This is a genomic window from Bacillus sp. B1-b2 (assembly GCF_009183415.1).
In the GTDB taxonomy this organism is placed as follows: domain Bacteria; phylum Bacillota; class Bacilli; order Bacillales; family Cytobacillaceae; genus Niallia.
In genome coordinates this window covers 1-23,034 of the sequence record NZ_WEHU01000021.1, presented here as the reverse complement: position 1 = coordinate 23,034, position 23,034 = coordinate 1, and the positions used below count along the sequence as shown (strand labels likewise).

Here is a 23,034-nt window from a genome sequence, read left to right as displayed (position 1 = left end):
TATAATTATGATATCACTTTTGTATAATAATGTAAATGGGGTGTTTTATAATTAGGCAAATAAAAAAGAGGATGTTATTTTTAATCCTCTTAGAATCACTACATTATTCATTTATCATTTCAAGAAGTACTTGACCAATAATTTTTCCAGCAGTTTTCGGTGCTACTTTAGCAGGAAGACCTAATGGCCAAATTGTTTTTATTTGATGCTCTTTAGCAGAATCGAAGTCGGTTCCACCAGGTTTACTTGCTAAATCGATAATGAAGGAAGATAGAGATAGCTTCTTTATTAAGGTAGAAGTAAGGATTAGGCTAGGAACCGTATTAATAATAATATTCTGTTGAGTGAGAGAACCTTCCAATGTGGAAGGAGTAATAGCGGTTAATCCCATTTCTGTTATTCTTGCTATATGCTCTTGCTTTCTGGCATAAACACTAACTAAAGCGCCCACAGATGCAAATAATCTAGCCACCGTCATACCAACTCTTCCAAATCCAAGTACGATTACTTGTGATTGATGAATGGTGATGTCTGTATGTTGTATAGCTAGCATTAATGCACCCTCAGCAGTTGGAATAGAATTCAAGATGGCAACATCATCTCTGTCAAAGATAGCGGCAATTTTTCGGTTAGTTTGTTTCGTTATTTGAGCTAGATATGGGGTAATAATTCCAGAGTATATGGTACAATCGGGTTTTGTTTGCTCAAGTAATTCCTTAGTAAAGAGAATTTTCTTATTAGAAAACTTGGTTTCTACTATACCATCCTCATGAATTCCAGGTATTGGGAGTAGAATGCTATTAACTTTAGAGAAAGATACTTCTTCAAGTTGTACTTGATGTACATTACTGTATGGAAAGGAAGTAAGATCAAATCCAACTAAGTATATCTTATCAAGACGTGGTGCTAATATATTAACCACTTCTACTTGTCTTAAATCGCCACCAATGATTAATAAAATATGATTTCTTTTCATCGTTAAATACCTCTCTTTTTATTAATTTTTCCATTATAAATGGGATTGTTTTGCCAATCTATTAAAATCTCTCTATAATTTATGTAAAATACATTATATAATATATATTTTATATATATGTTAAAATATTTAACGCAAAATAGTTTTTAGGAGTATTTCCATGGAACAAGTAGCAATAGATTATGAAGCTTTGAAAAAGCAGTGTATAGATAATGGACTTATAGCAACAGATTTAGTTACATTTTCAGAAAGACTAACACCTGAGCATTTAAAGGAAAAGAAGAAGCAGTATAAAAAAGTAATAAGTATCGTTCGATATTTTTTAGATAAGTTTCTCCTGTCTATTCCGAATGTGCCTATGATTGTGTCTGTTTGTGATGCAGATGGGTATCTTCTTACAGTTCAGGGTGATGAACAAAACCGCCAACAGGCTAAAAGCATGGGGATAGAAGAAGGCGTGAGGTTTAAAGAAGAGGATTGTGGGATTAACGTTATTACACTTGCATTAAAGTATAGTAGGAAAATGGAAATCATAGGTGAACAGCATTTCCATCAATTTCTTCATCAGACAGTTTGTTATGCTATCCCTATTATGGATAGAGAGCATGATAGAGTAATTGGTGCAATAGGAATTATGACAGATATAAAGAATGCTAATCCACTGATGCTGCCATTACTTCTTAATGTCAATGAATCCATTGAAAGAGAAATTTCTTTAATAAAACAAAATCATCAATTAAATATGATGAATACTATGATGATGAAAACAACACAAAATGGTATCTTAATGGTAGATAAAGATGGTTTCTTAATAGATTTTAATCCCTATGCAGAAAGAATAACGGAATGGAACAAAGTTGATTTAATTGGTAAATCAGTTGATGAAGTTCCCTATTTTGGAGAATGTTTACGAGAATCTTTAAACAATCGAACGCTAATTAAGGAAAAAGAAATTTCTTTTCTTAGAGAAGATGGAAATGAATTAACTTTTCTATTGGATTGTAATCCAATCATTCAAGAAGATGGTTATCTCATTGGGGCGTTTGTAGAATTTAGAGATTATACCGTAAGAAAGGAAACAGAATTACTTCTTTTAAATTCAGAAAAATTATCTGCTGTTGGGCAGATGGCTGCAAGTGTTGCACATGAAATTAGGAACCCACTCACTACAATCAGAGGTTTTATTCAATTTTTAGGTCAAGATATTCGTGATCAATCACATCTAAGACTTATTCTTTCTGAACTAGATCGTATTAACTTTATTGTGGGAGAATTTCTTATTTTATCAAAGCCACATGTACTTAGTTATCAAGATAAAAATCTTCATTCTATCTTAAATGAAATTTTATCCTTATTCCAAGTAAGTGCCAATATGAATAATATCTTAATTAAGCGAGATTTCATCCCAGAAGATGTAGTGATTTACTGTGACGAAAATCAGTTGAAACAAGTATTTGTTAACATATTGAAGAATGGGGTAGAAGAAGCATTACCTTATGGAGGAAAAATTATTGTAAAAACAAGAATGGTAAATTCTAATGAAATTACTATTTTCATAGAAGATAATGGAATAGGAATGGATCAGGATCAGATTAGAAAGTTAGGTTCACCCTTTTACTCTACTAAAAATACTGGCACAGGATTAGGTTATTTGGTCATTAAAAATATCATAGATCATCATAATGGTAGATTGGTTATAGATAGTGAAAAAGGGAAAGGAACAAGCATCCAAATTATTTTGGGTACAAAGTGAATTATATTTGAGAAAAGAGTATGAAAGTAGCTTATTTTTGTATTTCTCTTTATAATCTTAAAAGAGAAATACAAAAATAAATAATAAAAAACACTTTACAAATCGTAACCGTTACGGTTAATATGGATAAGTCGATAATTATTATATGTATTGTTCTTTTTTTAAATCGTAACTATTTCGGTTTGTTAAGGAGCTAAGTAGAAAGATATAAATATGATGGATATGGTTAATGATAGAAATGAATCCGTTTAAGGATAATATTATTCCGTAAACAAGTAAAGGGAGAGGAAATAATGAAAAAAAATCTAAGAATTTTATTCTTAATGATGGCAGCTATTATGGTAGTTGCAGCATGTGGTAAAGGGGAAGAGAATGCTTCTAATGCTGGAGAGGGTAAGCTTAAGGTTATGACCACTTTTTATCCTATGTATGAATTCACGAAGCAAGTAGCAGGAGACAATGCCGAGGTGGAACTCCTAGTACCAGAAAATCAGGAAGCACATGGATGGGAACCAACACCAAAAGATATTGCCAAAGTACAGGACTCTGATTTATTTATCTACAATAGTACATACATGGAAACATTTGTGGAATCGATTGAGGCAGCTGTAGATACAAAAGAAATTACCTTTGTTGAAGCAAGCGATGGTATTACGTTAAAAGAAGGAACAGAAGAAGAAGAACATGAGCATGCTGAAGGAACAGAGGAAGAGCATAATCACGAAGAGGAAGAACATAGTGAACATGAGCATAGCCATGAGTACGATCCTCATGTATGGTTAAGTCCTGCATTGGCTATTGAAGAAGTGAAAAATATTACAAAAAGCTTAATTAAAGCAGATCCAGATAATGAAGATTCTTATACGAAAAACAGTGACGCATATATCGCAAAACTTCAAGCACTTGATACGAAATTTAAGGATGAATTAAGTAATGTATCGAAAAAAGAAATGATTACTCAGCATGCAGCATTTGCTTATTTAGCTAGTGAATATGGATTAGAGCAAGTAGCAATTGCAGGGCTATCTCCTGAGCAAGAGCCAAGTGCACAAAAGCTAGCGGAATTAAAAGATTTTGCAACAGAACATGATATTAAAGTCATCTATTTTGAAGAAACGGCATCAGAAAAAGTAGCACAAACTTTAGCATCTGAAGTTGGGGCAAAAACAGAAGTATTAAGCACATTGGAAGTGCTAAGCAAGGAAGATAGAGAGCAAGGACTAGATTATATTAGTGTTATGGAAAGAAATTTAGAAACAATTGTAGTGTCGCAAAATTAAAGAGAAGAACCTATCACCGTGTTTGTAATAATCACGGTGATTTTTTTTATGAGTATCTCTAGCTTGTAGAATAGACGAGTTCGTGATAATCTTCAATTGAAAACGTTTTATTAGGAGGAGGACTTGTAGATGAGAAACACTAAAATCTTATTTATTGGAGATAGTATAACAGAAGCTGGTAGATTTGAAGATAGAGAAGAAATCGGTTTTGGTTATGTTCTAAATATAAGAGACTATTTTGCTATTAATCAACCAGAAAACTTACCAATCATAATCAATAAAGGAGTTGGCGGCAATAGAATATCTGATTTAGAAGAAAGATGGCAAGAGGATGTAATCGATTTGAATCCTGATATTGTTTCTATTTCCATTGGGATAAATGATGTATGGAGACAGCTTGATCATCCCGATAAAGAACAGATTACTCCGCCCAAGTTCAATGAGATTTATAGGAGAATATTAGACAAGGTAAAAAGGGAGACTAATGCAAAAATTATTTTAATGGAGCCAACTATTATTGAGGAAAATGTAACAGCAAAAGGGAATTTGTTACTAAAGCAATATGTGCAAATAATCCATGAAGTAGCAGAAAGCTATCATGCTTTAGTGATACCTACACATCAAGTTTTTATTAATTATCTCCATAAAACAAATCATCAAACTTTGACTACAGATGGTGTCCATATGAATTCAACTGGAAATTTATTAATGGCTCAAACATGGTTGCAAACATATGAAAATAAGTGATTTTAATGGAAGCATCCTTACCTTTTACAGAGGTAAGGATGCTTTATTATTTTCTGATAAATATCTATATAATGAAGTAAATATTTCGTGAAAAAAATGGGAATATAGTATTTAAGTTATTTTTAAGAAAATAAAAAGAGATAAATAGGTAATATATACCATATAGCAATTGACTTTAACACTCTTAAAATGGTAAAAAAGTAATGATGATTCTGTAAAAGGTCGTCGAATCTTGTCAAAAATTGCATATTTTATGATCTTTTACCTATCATCATGCCGCCTTCGGCTGAGAAGAAAGGATGTGGGTAATTTTTTGTGAAAAGATCTAAATGGCAATTTACTAGTATTCTAGTAATCGGCATGTTACTAGGATCAAACCTTCCTGTGTATGCGGAAGGGAGTAAGGAATTAACAAAGAATGGAGGTTATCGACCGTATTTAGAGTGGGATACAGAGCACTACTTAGCGGAAATCCCAAGAACAAGTAAGATGAAAGTGTATGTAAAAGTAGGAGAGACTATAAACGTTGGGTCGAGTGTACCAGATAGTGCTACTGATAAAAAAGACATTGTAGTTATCTCTCCTTCCAATAAGGTGCATGAACTAGATGTACTATCTTCTGGTAAAGGTTTAATTAACACTAGAGCAAAAGAATTAGCTGGACCGAAGAAAAATAATAATGGTGGGTTTGAACCGTTAACTATTAACGTAGATGAGGAAGGCGTATGGGAAGTTCAATTTCATAGTCCAACTCCAACCAGAAAAGATCCTTTAAAGCTAGAAGTGAATCAAGATTTCCCTACAGATGGTAATCAGGCTAGTACTATTGCTGCATGGGATATAACTGTAAGAAATAAGGATAATGTTGATCAGCTAGGAAGAGTCTTTGCAGATTATCTTTCTATGAATATGGGGGCAAATAATATTTCGGTTAATTCCGATTTATACGTACTTACAAAGGATGGATATCAGTATAAAACATCATTGAATGGAATGGATCCTTTTGGATTTATCTTCTTTTCAAATAATAGGGGATTTGTCGATTTAGAAAATAAATCAACCTTATATCGCTCTATTACTATGGATAAAGATAGTATGAAACTTCATGGTAATATAAGTGTTCACCGTCCTTCTGCTGCTGATGATGCAACAAACATTACTCATAGAGTGTTTATTAACGAGCCTAGTAAGGACCTTCCAGCAAGTATCCCTACTTCAGCGATTGCACCTGACTTACCTGAGAATTTTAGTTTCCAAGGAAATAATAATACCACTAATGTAACTTATGAAGGAGAAGGTGGAGGTTTCACTTTCTATACTAATCGAGTAAGTAGTTACCAGATGATTATTGATACTGCAGGAGAAGATGGCCCAGACGGTGAATTTGATTTAGCAACTGACACCGTAATTGAAAATATTACGAATGCTGGGTTAAATACTGTTAAGTGGGATGGGAAAGATAGTAAAGGAAATGATTTACAAAGTCTTCCTGATAACAAACCTTATAATGTAAAGGTTAGTTTAAAAGGTGGAGAATATCATTTCCCAATGTTAGATGTAGAGAACAATCCTAGAGGGCTTAAAATTGAATTATTAAACCCCCCAGCAGGAATAACATATCCGTCTGGTATGAAACCTACCACAGTTTTTTACAATGAGGAGCCGTTCTATACAGCAAATGGAACATTTATAGGGTTAGGTGGAAATGGTAACTCAAATCCAACTGCTGGAATAGATAGTGCGATAGTCGAAAATAAAGCACATGCTTTTACTAGTAACTATGGTGACAACAAAGGTATCGACACATGGACATATTTCCCTGGTCAAGGTGTTGAAACAACGCTCTACATCACGAAATACAAAACTAGCGGAAATGTTTTCCATGATATCAATAAAAACGGCACTAAAGATAACAATGAATCTGGAATTAAGGGTGTTAACCTAGATGTCACAAACAGCCTAGGAACAACTCAAACAGTAACTACAGATGATAACGGTAACTATAGTCTTCCTATCTTAAGTGGAGCAACTACAGTAGCTGTTTCAAGTAATAACACTGTGTTAAACGGTTACTACCAGACCACTATTAACAACAACCCTGAAACAAAGGTAGTACCAATTGAAGGGAATGCCCCTTTTTCTAATATAGGATACAAGTTAAATAACAATCCTACAGCAGATGCTACCCAGAATACGACCACTACCCAACCAAGTAGTGTAACTGGAAAAATAAATGGATCAGATCCTGATAGTGATCCAATTACCTATTCGGTTAAAGAAGGACAACATAATGGTGTAGTAACAGTTGAGCAGGATGGTACATGGTCTTATACACCAGAAAAGGACTTCATTGGTAATGCTGAGTTTGAAATTATCACAGCAGATGATAAGGGTGGTAAAACAACTACTAAAGTAGTAGTCGCAGTAAGTCCAAAACCGAATACATTTCCAACTATTAGTGATGATAGGAAAGAGATGTATCAAGGTACTACAATAACAGAAAAAATAATTGGACATGACATAGATGAGGATACATTAACTTATTCTAAAAAGTCAGATCCAGCAAAAGGTACAGTAACCGTTAATGAAGACGGAAACTGGAAATATGTTCCGGAAAAAGATTTTCACGGTCAAGATAGTTTCCAAGTCGAAGTCAATGATGGCAAAGAAGGGAAAGCTACAGCAACCATAACCATAGTAGTAAAACCGAACAGTGCACCACAATCAAAAGACGATACTTTTGAAATCACATTGCCTAAGTCTAAATCTGGAAATATAAATGCAACCGATTCTGACAATGATGTGCTTACGTATAAAGTTATACAGGGTCCCCAAAAAGGAACTGTAACTCTTGAAGATAATGGTAAATGGGAATACATTCCTAATTCTGGATACACAGGGGAAGATTCTTTCACTGTTGAAATTTCAGATGGCAAGGGTGGTACTACTACATCAGAGATTACCATTGTTGTAAAAAACACATCACCGACTACTAAAGATGAATCATTTAATACATTAACAACTGATACTTTAAATGGGAAAGTTGTAGGTAAAGATGAAGAAAATGATCCTTTGACATACTCCTTAGAAAAAGGACCAAGTAAAGGAACAGTAACGGTAGATGAAAATGGTAATTGGGAATACAAGCCAAAAACTAATGTAACAGGAACTGATACTTTTACTGTTAAAATTACTGATGGCAAGGGTGGAGAAGTTGTTTCGACAATAACAGTTAATCTTCATTCAAAACCAACTGCACCAAATTACGAAGAAACAGTTGTTCAACCAAACTTAAAAACTGGAAAAATTACTGGTTTTGATCTAGATGGAAACAAACTGTCTTATTCTGAAAAAACAGCTCCTTCAAATGGTAGCTTAACAATTGATGAAGATACAGGAGAATGGAAATACATCCCTAAAACCAACTTTATTGGAACTGATAGCTTTGAAGTGACGGTATCAGATAAAGATGGTGAGGCTACTTCCAAAGTTACGATAAAAGTAACAACACCTCCAACTATTGGAAATTACGAGGAAAGTATTATCCAACCTAACATAGCTACAGGAAAAGTAGTTGGTGAGGATAAAGATGGTGATACCTTAACTTATTCGAAAGAATCGGATCCGAAAAACGGAAAAGTTACGGTGAAATCGGATGGTTCATGGGATTATGAGCCGAAATCAGGTTATGTTGGTACAGATGAGTTCGAAATTAGAGTAACTAGCAAAAGTAATGATGGATCAGCTGTATCAAAAGTAACAATTAATGTAACCGCTCCTCCTACTGTTGAAGATGACCATGTAAAGGTTATTCAACCGAAAAAGGCGACCGGTCAAATAAAGGCAGAGGATCCTGATAAGCAAGAGGCCCCTTTAATTTATGAAATTGTAAAAGTACCAGAAAAAGGTGATTTAACACTTAATAATGATGGATCATGGGAGTACACACCAACGAAGGATACTGTTGGAACAGATAGCTTTGAAGTAAAAGTAACAGATAAAGATGGTTCATCCTTTTCTACTGTAACTCTTACTATAACAGCACCTCCAACAGCAAAAAATGATTCAGTAAGTATTGTTCAACCTGATAAAGCTTCAGGAAAAGTAGAAGCTGATGATTTGGATAATAATTCCTTAACATTTTTAAAAGATTCAGATCCTGAAAACGGAACAGCAAATGTTAAATCAGATGGTTCATGGGAATATGTTCCTGAAGAAAACTTTGTTGGGAAAGACACTTTTACTGTAAAAGTAAAAGATAAAGATGGAGAAGCTATTTCAACAATTGAGATTAATGTATCAGCTAAACCGACTGTTGAAAATGATTATGTAAAGGTAGTTCATCCTAAGACGGCTAAAGGGCAAGTAATAGGCGATGACTTAGATAGTGATGACTTATCTTATGAAAAAGCAACAGATTCACAAAATGGAGTAGTAACTGTAAATGCAGATGGAACATGGGAATACAAACCAAATGAAACATTTGTTGGAACAGATACTTTCCAAGTAAGAGTAACGGATAAAGACGGTTTTGCTTTGTCAACAGTCACAATTGATGTTACATCACCGCCATCAACTGTTGATTATTTCGAAGCCATTATTCAACCAAATAAAGCAACAGGAACTATTGTTGGAGAAGATTTAGATGGAAATGATTTAACTTATACAATTAAATCTGATGCTGACAATGGCAAAGTTACTTTGAAAGATGATGGAACATGGGAATACACTCCTAACAAAGACTTTGTAGGAGAAGACCATTTTGAAGTAAATGTAACAGATAAAGATGGCACAGCTGTTTCAAAAGTAACAATAAAAGTAACAGCACTACCAACTATTGGGAATTACGAGAAAAGTATTATCCAACCTAACATAGCTACAGGAAAAGTAGTTGGAGAAGATTTAGATGGTGATACATTAACGTATTCAAAATTAATTGATCCGAAAAACGGTCAAGTAACGGTTAATGCAGATGGAGAATGGGAATATAAACCTAACCAGAATTTCGTTGGTACAGATGAGTTTAAAATCAAAGTAGCAGACGGAAAAGATGGAGAGGATGAATCAACTATTCAAATCCATGTATCAGCAAAACCGACAGCAAGTGATTACGAAGTATCAGTTGTTCAACCTAAAGCTGCGACTGGAACTGTTGTGGGGAAAGATCTAGATGAAGATCCTTTAACCTATACAAAAGCAACAAATCCTAAAAATGGAGAAGTAACCATTAAAGAAGATGGAACCTGGAACTATCAACCAAACAAAGACTTTGTTGGAACAGATAGCTTTGAGGTGAAAATATCTGATAAAGATGGAGATGCAACTTCAAAAGTTACAATAAAAGTAACAGCACCGCCAACAGTAGGGAATTATGAAGAGTCTATTATTCAACCAGAAAGTGCAACAGGTAAGGTGGAAGGAGCAGACTTAGATAAAGATACCTTAAACTACTATAAATGGTCGGATGCAAAAGATGGAGAAGTCACAGTTAATGCAGATGGAACCTGGACATACAAGCCGAACAAAGACTTTGTCGGAACAGATGTGTTTCAAGTAAAAGTAGCGGATAAAGACGGTGAAGCTATTTCGACTGTACAAATTCATGTATCAGCTAAACCAACGGTAAGTGATTATGAATTGGCAGTTGTTCAACCAGATTCACTAACTGGTAAAGTGGAAGGAAAAGATTTAGATAAAGATCCTTTAACTTATACAAAAGTGACAGATGTACAAAACGGGGAAGTTACGTTAGAAGAAGATGGAAGCTGGAAGTATCAACCTAAGAAAAACTTTGTCGGAACAGATAGTTTTGAAGTTAAGGTATCTGACAAAGATGGAGATGCTATATCAAAAGTAACCATTAAAGTAACAGCACCGCCAACGGTTGAAGATGATGAAAAATCTATTATTCAACCAAATATTGCTACAGGTAAAGTAGAAGGAAAAGATTTGGATCAAGATCCATTAACTTATACGAAAGTAACTGATCCGAAAAATGGTAAAGTTACCGTTAATGCAGATGGAACTTGGACATACAAGCCAAACAAAGACTTTGTTGGAACAGATTCATTCCAAGTAAAAGTAGCAGATGGCAAAGACGGTGATGCATTTTCTACCATTAAAATTAATGTTTCTGCTATACCAACTGTTGACAATTACGAGAAATCTATTATTCAACCAGAAAAAGCAACTGGTAAAGTCAAAGGTAAAGACCTTGATAATGATTCGTTAACCTATTCGAAGGAGAAATCTCCAGCGAATGGTGAAATAACTGTCGACACAGATGGTACATGGGAATATCAACCAAACGAGAACTTCGTTGGGAAAGACACGTTTACTGTAAAAGTAAAAGATAAAGATGGCGAAGCATTCTCTACTATCACGATTAATGTTACGACAAAGCCAAGTGTTGAAAATTACTTTGTTAAGTTAGTACATCCAAATGTAGCGACTGGTAAGGTAATAGGAACAGAATTGGATAATGATCCAATCACTTATACGAAAGAAAGTGAACCGAAAAATGGATCTGTAACATTAAAGGAAGATGGAACATGGGAATACAAGCCAAACAACAAGTTTGTTGGCATCGACACCTTTACAGTAAAGGTAGAAGATAAAGATGGTTCTTCTATTTCTACCGTAACTATTGAGGTTTCATCTACTCCAAGTACAGCTGACCAATATCAAAGTATTATTCAACCAAACAAAGCAACAGGAAGTATTGAAGGAACTGACTTAGATAATGATGAGTTAAGCTTTACTATGAAAGAAAACCCATCAAATGGGCAAGTGACTTTAAGTGAAGAAGGAAACTTTGAATATACCCCTAATAGCGGCTTTGTGGGAACAGATAGCTTTGAAGTAAAAGTAACAGATAAAGATGGATCAGCAGTATCTAAAGTCATGATAAAAGTAACAGCACCACCAACTGTGGGAGATTACGAGAAACATATTATTCAACCGAACACAGCTAAAGGTAAAGTAGAAGGAACGGATTTAGACAAAGATTCGTTAACTTATACTACATACTCAGAACCGAAAAATGGAACTGTGGATGTAAAAGAAGATGGAACTTGGGAGTATGAGCCTAATAAAGATTATGTAGGCACAGATGAATTCCAAGTGAAAGTTTCAGATGAAAAAGATGGTGAAGCAATCTCTACAATCAAAATCCATATATCGGCACCACCGACTGTGAAAGATTATGATGTGAAAGTGATTCTACCAAAAACAGCTACTGGAAAAGTAGAAGGAAAAGATTTAGATAATGATTCATTAACTTATACTCTTAAAACAGAACCTGAAAACGGTAAGTTAGAGTTAAAAGAAGATGGGTCATGGGAATATACTCCATATACTAAGTTTGTAGGAACAGATAGCTTTGTAGTTAAAGTCACAGATAAAGATGGATCAGCTGTATCGAAAGTAACACTTAAAGTAACAGCACCACCAACTGTTGATAATTACGAAGAGCAAATCATTCAACCTAATACAGCTAAAGGTAAAGTAAAAGGAACAGACTTAGACAAAGATCTACTTAAGTATACAGTTTTAACAGAACCTACAAATGGTGAAGTGGAACTAAAAGAAGATGGGTCATGGGAATATAATCCTAATAATCAGTTTGTTGGAACAGACAGCTTCAAAGTAAAAGTAGCAGATAAAGACGGTTTTGCTGTATCAAAGGTAACGATAAAAGTAACAGCACCACCAACCGTTGACGACTACGAGAAGTATATTATTCAACCGAATAAGGCTGAAGGTACAGTAGAAGGAAAAGACTTAGACGATGATCAGCTAAGCTATACTAAAGCAGCAAATCCAGAAAATGGGGAAGCGACAGTTCAGCCAGATGGAACGTGGACTTACCAGCCTAATGATAATTTTGTTGGTAAAGACAGCTTTACAGTAAAGGTTTCGGATAAAGATGGAGAAGTCTATTCAACTATTGATATCTATGTATCTGCAATACCAACAGTTGATAATGCGTATGTAAAAGTAATTCAGCCTAATAAAGTAGAAGGTAGTGCAACAGCAACTGATCTAGATAAAGATCCTTTATCTTACTCTATTGACCTTAATCCAGAGAATGGAAAGGTGAATCTTAAAGAAGATGGATCATGGGAGTATCAACCTAACGAGAACTTTGTTGGAATTGATACATTTACCGTAGAAGATAAAGATGGAGTTGCTACTTCAAAAGTAACAGTTGAAGTTTCTGCTTCACCAAGTACAACAGATTATTTTGCTAGTATCATTCAACCGAATGAAGCAAAAGGAACTATTGTTGGTGTAGATTTAGACCAAGATCCATTAAGCTATTCTCTAAACACAAATCCAGCTAATGGAAAAGTAAGTTTAGAAAATAATGGTGAGTGGACATATATACCAAATAAAGCATTTGTTGGAACAGATAATTTTGAAGTGAAAGTTACAGATAAAGACGGTTTTGCTGTATCGAAAGTAACAATAAAAGTAACAGCACCACCAACCGTTGGTAACGATGAAATGCATATCGTTCAACCAAATGCTGCAAAAGGTACTGTACAAGGGCAAGACTTGGATAATGACCAACTTACTTATGCAAAAGTTTCTGATCCTAAAAATGGAACAGTAACGGTTCAGGCAGATGGAAGCTGGGAGTATCGACCAACAAAAGACTTTGTTGGAAAAGATGAGTTCCAAGTAAAAGTAACAGATAATAAGGATGGAGAAGCGGTTTCGACAATTGTCATTTATGTAACAGCGCCACCAACTGTTGACAATTATGAGGAGCAAGTTATTCAACCTAACAAGGCAAATGGTAAAATAGAAGGAAACGACCTAGATAACGATTCATTAGCTTATACAATTAAAACAGAACCGAAAAATGGTGTGTTGAAATTGGCAGAGGATGGATCATGGGAATATACCCCAAAAAGTAACTATGTCGGACCTGATAGCTTTGAAGTGAAAGTAGCAGATAAGGATGGGTCAGCCGTATCAAAAGTAACAATTAAAGTAACAGCGCCACCGACTGTTGACAATTACGAAGAGAATATTGTTCAACCTGAAAAAGCTAAAGGGAAGATAGAAGGAAAAGACTTAGACAATGATTCATTATCTTATAGTATAAAAACATTACCGCGAAATGGTAATGTAGTGTTAAAAGAAGATGGAACATGGGAGTATACTCCAAATAGTCTGTTTGTCGGACCGGATAGCTTTGAAGTAGAAGTAAAGGATAAAGATGGCTCAGCCATATCAAAAGTAACATTACAGGTTACAGCACCACCAACTGTACCTAATTATCAAGTAACAGTTACACAGCCGAATAAGGTATCTGGACAGGTTGTTGGACATGATTTAGATGGTGATACATTGACTTATACTCTAGACAAGTCAAACTCTCCATCACATGGAAACATTACTGAATTTAAAAAGGAAAAAGGAACATGGACATATGAACCTAACACATTTTATTCAGGAAAAGATCAATTTTCAATAATCGTTACAGATACAAATGGAAATCAAGCAACTAGCACAGTTTCTATTACAGTAAAAGAAGCAGAAAAAACAAACTATGATGTAACACTTTCTGCGAACCCACCTAGCATCATAGGAGATGGTAATTCATCTACTAAGATTGTGGCTGTTGTTAAAGATGATAAAAACAATCCAGTGAAAAATGCAGAAGTTACACTAGAAGCGGATGCAGGTAAATTGAATACTACTAAAGGAACAACGAATGAAAAAGGGGAAGCCGAATTTATCTTTACTGCTCCTTCTATTGATCAAACGGTAGAAGTAGAGGCTAATATTACTGCGAAAGTAATTATTCCTGATACAAAGGATCAGATAAAAGATAGTATACAAGTTACTATTTTACCTGCTCGTGTAGAAGGGATTGTTACAGATGGTAGAACAAATAAAGTAATAGCTGGAGCAACGGTTCTAATCGAAGAAGATTTCGATAAAGATGGAAAAGTTGACTTTACAGCTACAACAGTAACGGATAAAAACGGACATTACTCTATACTTGTTCCTAGAGGTAATTATCAATATACACCAATTATTAAAACCGAATTAGAAGTAAACGGAAAGACTTTACCGTTTGAATTCACACAATCGGTTGCAGTTGGTACATTATCTGGAAAAGGAGACAACTTTGTTTCCGAGAAAAAAGCAACTGGTAAACTTTTTGTTTCTGATTCTACTCAAAACGTTCAAACTGTAGATAGTTTCTTCACAAATGCTAAATATGAAGCAAAATTAGTAAATGGAACTTCTAATGCTTCTGTTACTATATCTGCAAATGGAGAGTTTGAGATTACAGGAATTGAAAAAGGGGAAGAGTACCAGTTTGTTGTTAATGTGATTGCTCCAAACGGAGAAATACTTGCTGGTAAGCTGATCAAAGTAAAGGTCGGAGAAGATGGAGAAATCTCTATTAATCCAGAATTAATTGATCCATACGGAATTGTAACAGATGCTGATACTAATGAAATACTAGAAAACGTAAAGGTAAGCTTATATTGGGCAGATACTGAACTAAATAAGCAGAAAAACAGAACACCTGATACGCTAGTAGAATTACCGGAGCTCCCTGGTTTCCCACCAGCAAATAACCTAGTACCACAGATTACAAAAGAGGACGGGGCATATGCTTGGATGGTTTATGCTAGTGGAGACTACTATATCATCGCTGAAAAGGATAGATATAAAGTCTTCGATAGTAGAAATGATAACCGTAATGAAATCTATAATGATAGTTATATTAGAGATGGAATTATCCATGTGGAGCAAACCATTGTTCCATTTGACTTTAGTATGAATAAAATCGTTACAGAAACGGTTGCAGAAGAAGTTAAACCAGTAGAAAAACCACAGCAAGAAGTTACAAAAGATAAGCCAAAGTAAGAAATTAGCAAGAAAACAGAAAATGAGCTTCCTAATACGGGACATTATTTAGATTCAACCACTTTATTAGGAACAGGTGCAATACTTATGCTAATGGGACTTGCTCTCTACTTTGCTATAAGAAGAAGAGCTAGATCCTAAATAGGATTACGGACATGTCAATTGGGCATGTCCGTTTTTTTTTTTAGAAAAGAAAACCATTGGTTATGTCTAGGTTCCAAAAAGCTTACTGCAAGGAATGAAAAAATATCTCTATATGTCAAAAAAATAGTTGTGTCACTAACGAATTTTCAGTAATCAGCATTTTTCTAATTGAATATTTTCACTAATCTTCCAACCAATTAGAGCGGACCCTCTTGTTACAGATGCGGGAAAAATTAATAAAAGAAAATTAAATAATAGATGATAGTCACATGATGAGCTTATTGATTCATTTGAGGGTAATGAAGGAAGAATAAAATAAAATGCAGAGGGCAGTTAGATTTATTTTAAGCAGATTTTTCAAAAGATATTATCTTTCCTAATCCGAAAGAAACAGGTATGATAGGAGAAGTGAAAAGAAAGAGAGTGACAACAACGATGGCAATGCGTCTAAGAGATTGGGATCGAAATTTAAAGATTCGCCTTGCTGGGGAATCAATTGTTAATATTACATTTTGGATGTTCTTTCCTTTTCTAGCAATTTACTTTACTGATTCCTTTGGTAAATCTATTGCTGGATTACTATTAGTTATTTCTCAGGCTTTCTCTGTCATAGCAAACCTACTTGGTGGTTATTATGCAGATAAATTCGGTAGAAAAACAATGATGGTCATTTCAAGTCTTGCACAAGGAGTAGCTTATTTAATTTTTGCAATGGCAAGTTCCCCATGGTTTGATTCTCCTGCTATTAGTTTTATTTGTTTTACAGCAGTGAGTATATTTGGAAGTATATACTGGCCAGCTAGTCAAGCAATGGTTGCAGATGTTGTAAAGGAGAAAGATAGAAGTAGTGTATTTGCCATTTTTTATACGGCTACAAATATTGCCGTGGTAATTGGTCCTATATTAGGAGGGATCTTTTATGACAATTATCGCTTTATTCTCTTGTTATTTGCAGGAGTTCTTAACATAGCTTTAAGCCTAGTTTTAAGACTTTGGATTGCAGAAACTGCACCGAAATACAAGGAAGAAGCTACCACAGATAAGAACTGGTTGAGAGTTTTATCTACACAGTTAAAAGACTATCAAGTAATTGTAAAGGATCGGACTTTCTTATTATTTATTTTAGCAGGTGTATTAATCGGACAAACCTTTATGCAGCTTGATTTGTTATTTCCAGTGTATGTAGATGAGACTGTCAAAACACAAAGTTTATTCTCTATTGGAAGTTGGAATCTAGAAGTACAGAGTACGCAAGCCTTTGGAATGTTGTTAGCGGAAAATGGGTTATTAGTTGCACTGTTTACTATTTCTGTAACAAGATGGATGTCTATGTATAAAGAAAAAAATGTATTTGTTATTTCTTCTGTTATATATGGAATTGCTATCATTTTATTTAGCCAAACTTCTATTATCTGGGGATTAGTGTTAGCTATAGCATTATTCAGCTTTGCAGAGCTAATGACAGCAGGTATACAGCAAAGTTTTATCTCAGAAATAGCACCAGATAATCAAAGAGGAAAGTATTTTGCAGCAGCTAGCCTTCGATTTACCTTTTCCAAAATGATAGCACCACTATCCATCCCAATGAGTGCTTGGTTTGGATATGAGTGGACGTTTTTTATAATAGCATTCCTTGCTCTTATTAGTGCTTTTATTTATTACTTCATGTTTAAACAACATGAAACAAAGAAAAAACAGCTACAAACAATAGAGTAATAGAAGGAAATAACAGAGGGGACAAGATAACAAAGGATTTTAAAGTGATCGCTGTATAAAAAATCCTTTTATTCTTACTAAATCACTAAATGGTCAGATTTCTGACCATTTTTTATTTTAACCAAAAACTATTTTTACACTGTAATCGTCTAATGTGATAAGGAGGTTCGTTGAATGTGGATGAGTTAACAGTAAATTGGCTAGAGTTTGAAAATAAAGAAGAAGTTTTCAATGAAATAATGACGACATATGGAACGGAGCTACTGCAATTAGTATATTCCTATGTGAAAGATCAGACAGTGGCAGAGGAACTAACACAAGATATATTCGTAAAGGTGTATTATTCCTTACATACGTATAAAAAAAAATCCAAATTTAAAACCTGGTTATGGAGAATAGCTATTAATCACTGTAAAGATCATCTGAAAAGTTGGTACAACAATCATGTAATAAAAGTAGAAGAAATTCATCTAGAAGAAGATCGTAAAGAAAATGTGGAAATGGAAGTATTACAAAAAGAAGAAAATCAGAATATAGTAAGTGCTGTCATGGACTTACCTATTTTATATAGAGAAATTATTTTTCTTTATTATTTTAAAGAATTAACCATGAAAGAGATTTCCTCCGTCCTAAAAGTAAACGAAAATACTATTAAAACAAGATTAAGAAGAGCAAAAGAATTACTAAAGCAAAAGATAGGAGACTAACACATGGATAATCGTTTGAAAAAAATGAAATCTAATAAAGGGTCATTTCCTTCTCTAACGTTTACTGAAACTCATCGTAAAGAAGTCCTGAACAGAATAAAAGCAGAAGAAACACAGCATGAATTATTACTAGCCATTTTGCAGTTACTTAGTAAGAAAAGAACTGGATATGAATTAATGGATTTAATTAGAGCAAGAGGATTTCGAAATTTCGAACAAAAAGAAGGTTTTCTTTACTCCCTTTTACATCGCCTTGAGCAAAAGGGTTTTATAGAGGGGATATGGAATGACGACGGGGTTAAATATTATGGATTAGATCGTAAAGGAAAGAAATTGCTAAGAAAAATAGAAGCACGAAAATATTCCACCCAAAAAGTAGCTGACTTATTAGAGTGGGTGAGTTGGAATTGACTTTGGATAAAAAAACATTTCTTCAAAAAGTAATTGAGCAAGTGAAAGAAAAAGAAGCAAGAAAATCAATCGAGAGAGAGTTAGAATATCATATCATACAAGCTAAGCAAGCTTGGAAAGATAAAGGATTAACGGAAGAAGAGGCGGAACAAAGGGCAATAAATGAGATGGGAAGTCCTATTACGCTAGGAGTTGAAATGAACAAACTCTATCGTAAAGGAGTGGACTGGCTACTCTTAAGCTTATTTATTGTACTATTATTTTTAGGGATATTGCCAGTGTTATCAAGTGCTACTTATTTAGATAATAAACTAGTATCTTCCATTATAGGTATAGTTGTTGCCATTGTTCTTATGTTAGTAGATTATCGTAAATTTATGAATTTTGGAGCAGTTTTCTACTGTATAGGTGTATTCATTTTACTTGCTATAACCGTTATTCCAAACGTAGTAGTCAATGGAGTGGCTTTTATTCAGATAGGTCCTATATCCATTAAAAGTATTATGGCAGTTCCTTGCTTTCTTCTTGCATGGGCAGCTTTTTTTCATCGAATGGAATTCAAATACAGAACATTTGCGATTTTATTCTTGTTATCTTGTTTCCTTTTTTACAGTACTCAAGATACAATAGCTACTGTTTTCATCTATATTGTGACTGTTTTTAGTATGTTATTCTTTAGTAAATGGAAAAGGTGGAAAATATATAGCACGATTGGTGGAAGTATGCTCTTACTCCTTTTTATAGTTGTACATTTTTATATGAGTGGTCAATTGTATCAAGTAAGTAGAATATTAGCATTTCTTACCCCAGAGAAATATGCAGAGCAAGGAGGGTGGATATATTTATATTTAGAAGAAGTCTGGTCATCTATCTCATGGATTGGGGATAATGGGGGGAAACAGCTCTTAACAGATAAACTTACGGATACTGTATTCATTCAACTTTCCACACAGTATGGTTATATAATGGCAGTTCTAATGGTGTTCCTTTTTACAGGTGTCATTATCAAAATGGTTAGTACCCTGCTGTATGTAAAGGATACATATGCTAAGCTTTTATTAATGGGGTGTATTACCCTATACAGTATACAAGTTATCTATAATATTGCTATGTGCTTTGGGTTAGTTCCAATCATATCTATTTCATTACCATTTATTAGTTATGGGATTATTCCTACATTATTTAATTCCTTTCTAATAGGTATTGTTTTAAGTATTTTTCGTAGAAAAAAATATAAGATGACATGTAATTAAATAGAAAACTGCCATCACTTTTTTCAAAGTAATGGCAGTTTTTATTTCTATTATTCAACTGCTTCGTTAAGTTTACTTGGAGCAGTTTCTTTTGTTTGTTCTTCTTTAGGTGGTACAGCTCTTTTAATAAATGCAGATAGAATTAACGCAACAATTACAACTCCTACTGAGATTAAGAATGCATCATTAATCCCTTCAAGCATAGCTTTCATTCCAAGCTCTTGTTTCATAGTAGCAATTGCTTCTGCTGTTGGTTGAGTAGTAGCAGCACTCATTTGTTTTGTTGCTTCTTCTGCTAATTCTTTACCATGTGTTTCTGTTCGTTGAGTCATGATGGTAATCATAATAGCTGAACCAATCGCACCAGATACTTGTGATAATGTATTGTTTAGTGCAGTACCATGTGGATTTAATCTTGCAGGAAGCTGATTTAATCCATTTGTCATGATAGGCATCATTACCATAGACATACCAAACATACGAATAGCATAGATAATTATTAATGTGGTTGTACTAGTTGTCATGGTTAACTCGCTAAACATATAAGTAGTAATAGCAGTTAATGATAGTCCAATTAGAGCAAGTATTCTAGCTCCAAATTTATCGAATAACCTTCCAGTTATAGGAGACATAATCCCCATAATAATAGCTCCTGGAAGCAATAGTAATCCTGAATGGAACGGTGAAATACCTCTTACTGTTTGAATATACATTGGCATTAATAACATACCTGAGAAAAGAGCAATATTTAGTACGATAGAAATTACAGCTGATAAAGTAAATAGTGGATATTTAAACGTTCTAAATTCTAGCATAGGTACAGGTAGTTTTAATTGGCGAAGTACAAATAATAGTAATGCAATTACACCGATAATTAGTGTTCCATAAACATGGAAACTGCTCCACCCTTTTGAACCTGCGGAACTAAATCCATAAAGTAAGCCACCAAATCCAAAGCTAGATAAAATAACAGATAGGGTATCAATTTTAATAGATACTTTTTCTTTTTTATCTCTAATTAAGAATATAGCTACAATTAATACAATGATTGCAATTGGAGAAATTACGTGGAATAACATTCTCCAATCATAGTGTTCTACAATATATCCTGATAAAGTAGGACCAATTGCAGGCGCAAATGTCATGATTAAACCAAAAATGCCCATTGCACTTCCGCGTTTTTCTACTGGGAAGCTAGTTAATAAGAAGTTCATTAATACAGGCATCATAATCGCACTACCAGAAGCCTGAATCATACGAGATATCAAAAGTACCGCAAAAGAAGGAGCAATTCCTGCTATTAATGTTCCTATTGAAAATAAGGTAATAGCAGTAATAAATAATCTTCGAGTAGAGAACTTTTGAATAAGAAACGCTGTTGTTGGGATCATGATACCATTAATAAGCATGTAACCTGTTACTAGCCATTGACCAACAGATGCACTTACATCAAAGTCTTTACTTATGGAAGGTAATGCTATGTTTAGTAGGGTAGAATTTAAAATAGCTACAAAGGCACCGGCCATTAAAATAATAATAATCCCATAAGGCGGTTTTTTTGTATTAGGTGTTGCATTTGTATTCATTCCAATATTTCCTCCTCATGAACTCATAGTTCATTTTTTATACAATTGTTCTAAGCTTAGATAATAATATACCCGTGGTATAAATAATGCAATAAAAATGTTTAGAAACCCTAAATGAAAATATTTTCATACTTTTCTTTTATCTAATAAGGTTTAATCAAACCTTATTGTATAGAGAATAGTGTATGCGTATTCTTAAGTTTATATTGTAAAAGTTAAGTAATTAGTCTAGTATAAATTTTGAACCGGGAGTATAAAAAACTAAAAGGTGATTAGTAATGAAGAATCGAAAAAAGCATGTCATGGACAAAGCGCATGAATTATTTATACAAAATGGATTTCAATCTACCTCCATTCACGAAATTCTAGTTGCAAGTGGAATATCTAAGGGAACTTTTTACAATTATTTCTCTAGTAAGAATGAACTCTTAATTTCGATCTTTAAACATATATATGGAAATTTAGAGTTAGAACGAAAGCAGTTACTAATAGGTAAAGATAAAGAAGATGTTACTATCTTTATAAAACAAATTGAACTATTAATCAGAACAAATAATAAATATAAAGTCATTTCTTTGTTTGAAGAGATACTCTTTACAAATGATACAGAATTAAAAGCTTATATTAAGAAAAGAAGAATACATGAATTAAATTGGGTGTATCATCGTCTTCTTGATATATTTGGTCCAACTAAACAAGCGTTTTTATTAGATTGTGCTATTATGCTGATTGGGATGCTTCATAATAATATTTATTTTCATACTTTGGCTTATCAAGATCAAACCAATGTTGAACGAATTGTAGAATACAGTGTAAATCGAGTAATAAATATGATTAGTGGGTTAACAGAAACGAAAGAATCGTTATTAGATCCTAGCTTTCTCTTAAAATGGATCTCAGAGGATCAAGAAGTGGGTAGCTGTAGTAAAATGAAGCTGCAATCGTTGGTAGATACATTAAGGTTTACTATTCAAGCTGATTCTAATGCTTTAGATAATCAGGAGGAAGTTGAAGAGATGGTGGATTTCGTTTATAGCGAACTAGAAGCAAATCATCCTCGTCAATATATTGTACAAAGTGTTCTGTATTCACTAAAAAAAGCCTTACATGAGGATAAATATAAAAACATCTTAGAGCGTATTGAGGAAAAAGCGGATATATTATTTGAAGGATAAAACGATAAGCTAGAAATAGCATTTCGTTTTTTTTTTTTTTTGTATCGAGGAAACTTTTTGGCTGTTGGCAAATATTATATAGTAAGGAGTGATTACGATGAAAAGAGACAAACAGTCAACCAAAATTTTGGCATACTCTTATATCTTTAAAAAACTTGGCGTAATAGAAGATTCAACATATGATCAAATACAGGGTAAATATTCTAATGATAAGAAATAGTTGCACAAAGCAGAACAAAAAAATAAAAGGAAGAACGTGCAGTCTAAAATGGTACCTGTAGTTAGGACACTTGAAAAAGAGTGTTTTATCTACAGGTATTTTTTTATATACTTATAATTACTAAATAGGGATTAGAGGACAACATGAGTAGAATAACATTTTCAATT

Annotated in this window: 13 protein-coding genes; 11 read left to right on the top strand and 2 right to left on the bottom strand. The window is 33.8% G+C overall.

Annotation, left to right across the window (positions count from 1 at the left end):
• Positions 1-103 precede the first annotated feature (103 nt).
• On the bottom strand, positions 104-976 hold the full coding sequence (gene dpsA, locus F9279_RS17955) for a dipicolinate synthase subunit DpsA (RefSeq protein ID WP_152115534.1): 873 nt from the start codon (positions 974-976) through the stop codon (positions 104-106).
• Between the two features lie 160 nt (positions 977-1,136).
• Between dpsA and F9279_RS17950 the strand changes: the two genes are divergently transcribed.
• The 9 genes from F9279_RS17950 to F9279_RS17910 all read left to right on the top strand — a co-directional run bounded on the left by F9279_RS17950 (position 1,137) and on the right by F9279_RS17910 (position 19,886).
• Positions 1,137-2,729 carry an ATP-binding protein gene (locus F9279_RS17950; RefSeq protein ID WP_152115532.1) on the top strand — a complete coding sequence of 531 codons (1,593 nt, stop codon included), beginning with the start codon at positions 1,137-1,139 and terminating at the stop codon, positions 2,727-2,729.
• 293 nt (positions 2,730-3,022) lie between these two features.
• A complete protein-coding gene (locus F9279_RS17945; RefSeq protein ID WP_152115530.1) occupies positions 3,023-4,009 on the top strand; it encodes a metal ABC transporter substrate-binding protein in 987 nt (328 codons plus the stop codon).
• 129 nt (positions 4,010-4,138) lie between these two features.
• Positions 4,139-4,756 (top strand): SGNH/GDSL hydrolase family protein, encoded by a 618-nt coding sequence (locus F9279_RS17940; protein WP_152115529.1) that lies wholly within the window; start codon positions 4,139-4,141, stop codon positions 4,754-4,756.
• A 315-nt stretch (positions 4,757-5,071) separates the two neighbouring features.
• Entirely contained in the window at positions 5,072-15,655 is a 10,584-nt protein-coding gene (locus F9279_RS17935; RefSeq protein WP_152115527.1) for an Ig-like domain-containing protein, read from the top strand.
• A 3-nt stretch (positions 15,656-15,658) separates the two neighbouring features.
• The gene (locus F9279_RS26305; protein ID WP_152115611.1) at positions 15,659-15,796 is read left to right on the top strand and encodes an LPXTG cell wall anchor domain-containing protein; all 138 of its coding nucleotides are present in this window, start codon (positions 15,659-15,661) and stop codon (positions 15,794-15,796) included.
• 444 nt (positions 15,797-16,240) lie between these two features.
• Positions 16,241-17,515 (top strand): MDR family MFS transporter, encoded by a 1,275-nt coding sequence (locus F9279_RS17925; RefSeq protein WP_152115609.1) that lies wholly within the window; start codon positions 16,241-16,243, stop codon positions 17,513-17,515.
• A gap of 176 nt (positions 17,516-17,691) precedes the next feature.
• Positions 17,692-18,222 carry a sigma-70 family RNA polymerase sigma factor gene (locus F9279_RS17920; RefSeq protein WP_152115525.1) on the top strand — a complete coding sequence of 177 codons (531 nt, stop codon included), beginning with the start codon at positions 17,692-17,694 and terminating at the stop codon, positions 18,220-18,222.
• A 3-nt stretch (positions 18,223-18,225) separates the two neighbouring features.
• Entirely contained in the window at positions 18,226-18,633 is a 408-nt protein-coding gene (locus F9279_RS17915; protein WP_152115524.1) for a PadR family transcriptional regulator, read from the top strand.
• 2 nt (positions 18,634-18,635) lie between these two features.
• A complete protein-coding gene (locus F9279_RS17910) occupies positions 18,636-19,886 on the top strand; it encodes an FtsW/RodA/SpoVE family cell cycle protein (RefSeq protein WP_193224622.1) in 1,251 nt (416 codons plus the stop codon).
• Positions 19,887-19,936: 50 nt separating this feature from the next.
• Here F9279_RS17910 and F9279_RS17905 read toward each other — a convergent pair whose 3' ends face one another.
• On the bottom strand, positions 19,937-21,472 hold the full coding sequence (locus tag F9279_RS17905; protein ID WP_152115519.1) for a DHA2 family efflux MFS transporter permease subunit: 1,536 nt from the start codon (positions 21,470-21,472) through the stop codon (positions 19,937-19,939).
• 278 nt (positions 21,473-21,750) lie between these two features.
• Here F9279_RS17905 and F9279_RS17900 point away from each other — a divergent pair, with 278 nt between their 5' ends.
• Positions 21,751-22,647, top strand: coding sequence for a TetR/AcrR family transcriptional regulator (locus F9279_RS17900; protein ID WP_152115518.1), 897 nt, complete (start codon positions 21,751-21,753; stop codon positions 22,645-22,647).
• A 97-nt stretch (positions 22,648-22,744) separates the two neighbouring features.
• Positions 22,745-22,867 (top strand): hypothetical protein, encoded by a 123-nt coding sequence (locus tag F9279_RS25990; RefSeq protein WP_264298263.1) that lies wholly within the window; start codon positions 22,745-22,747, stop codon positions 22,865-22,867.
• The last annotated feature ends 167 nt before the right edge of the window (positions 22,868-23,034 follow it).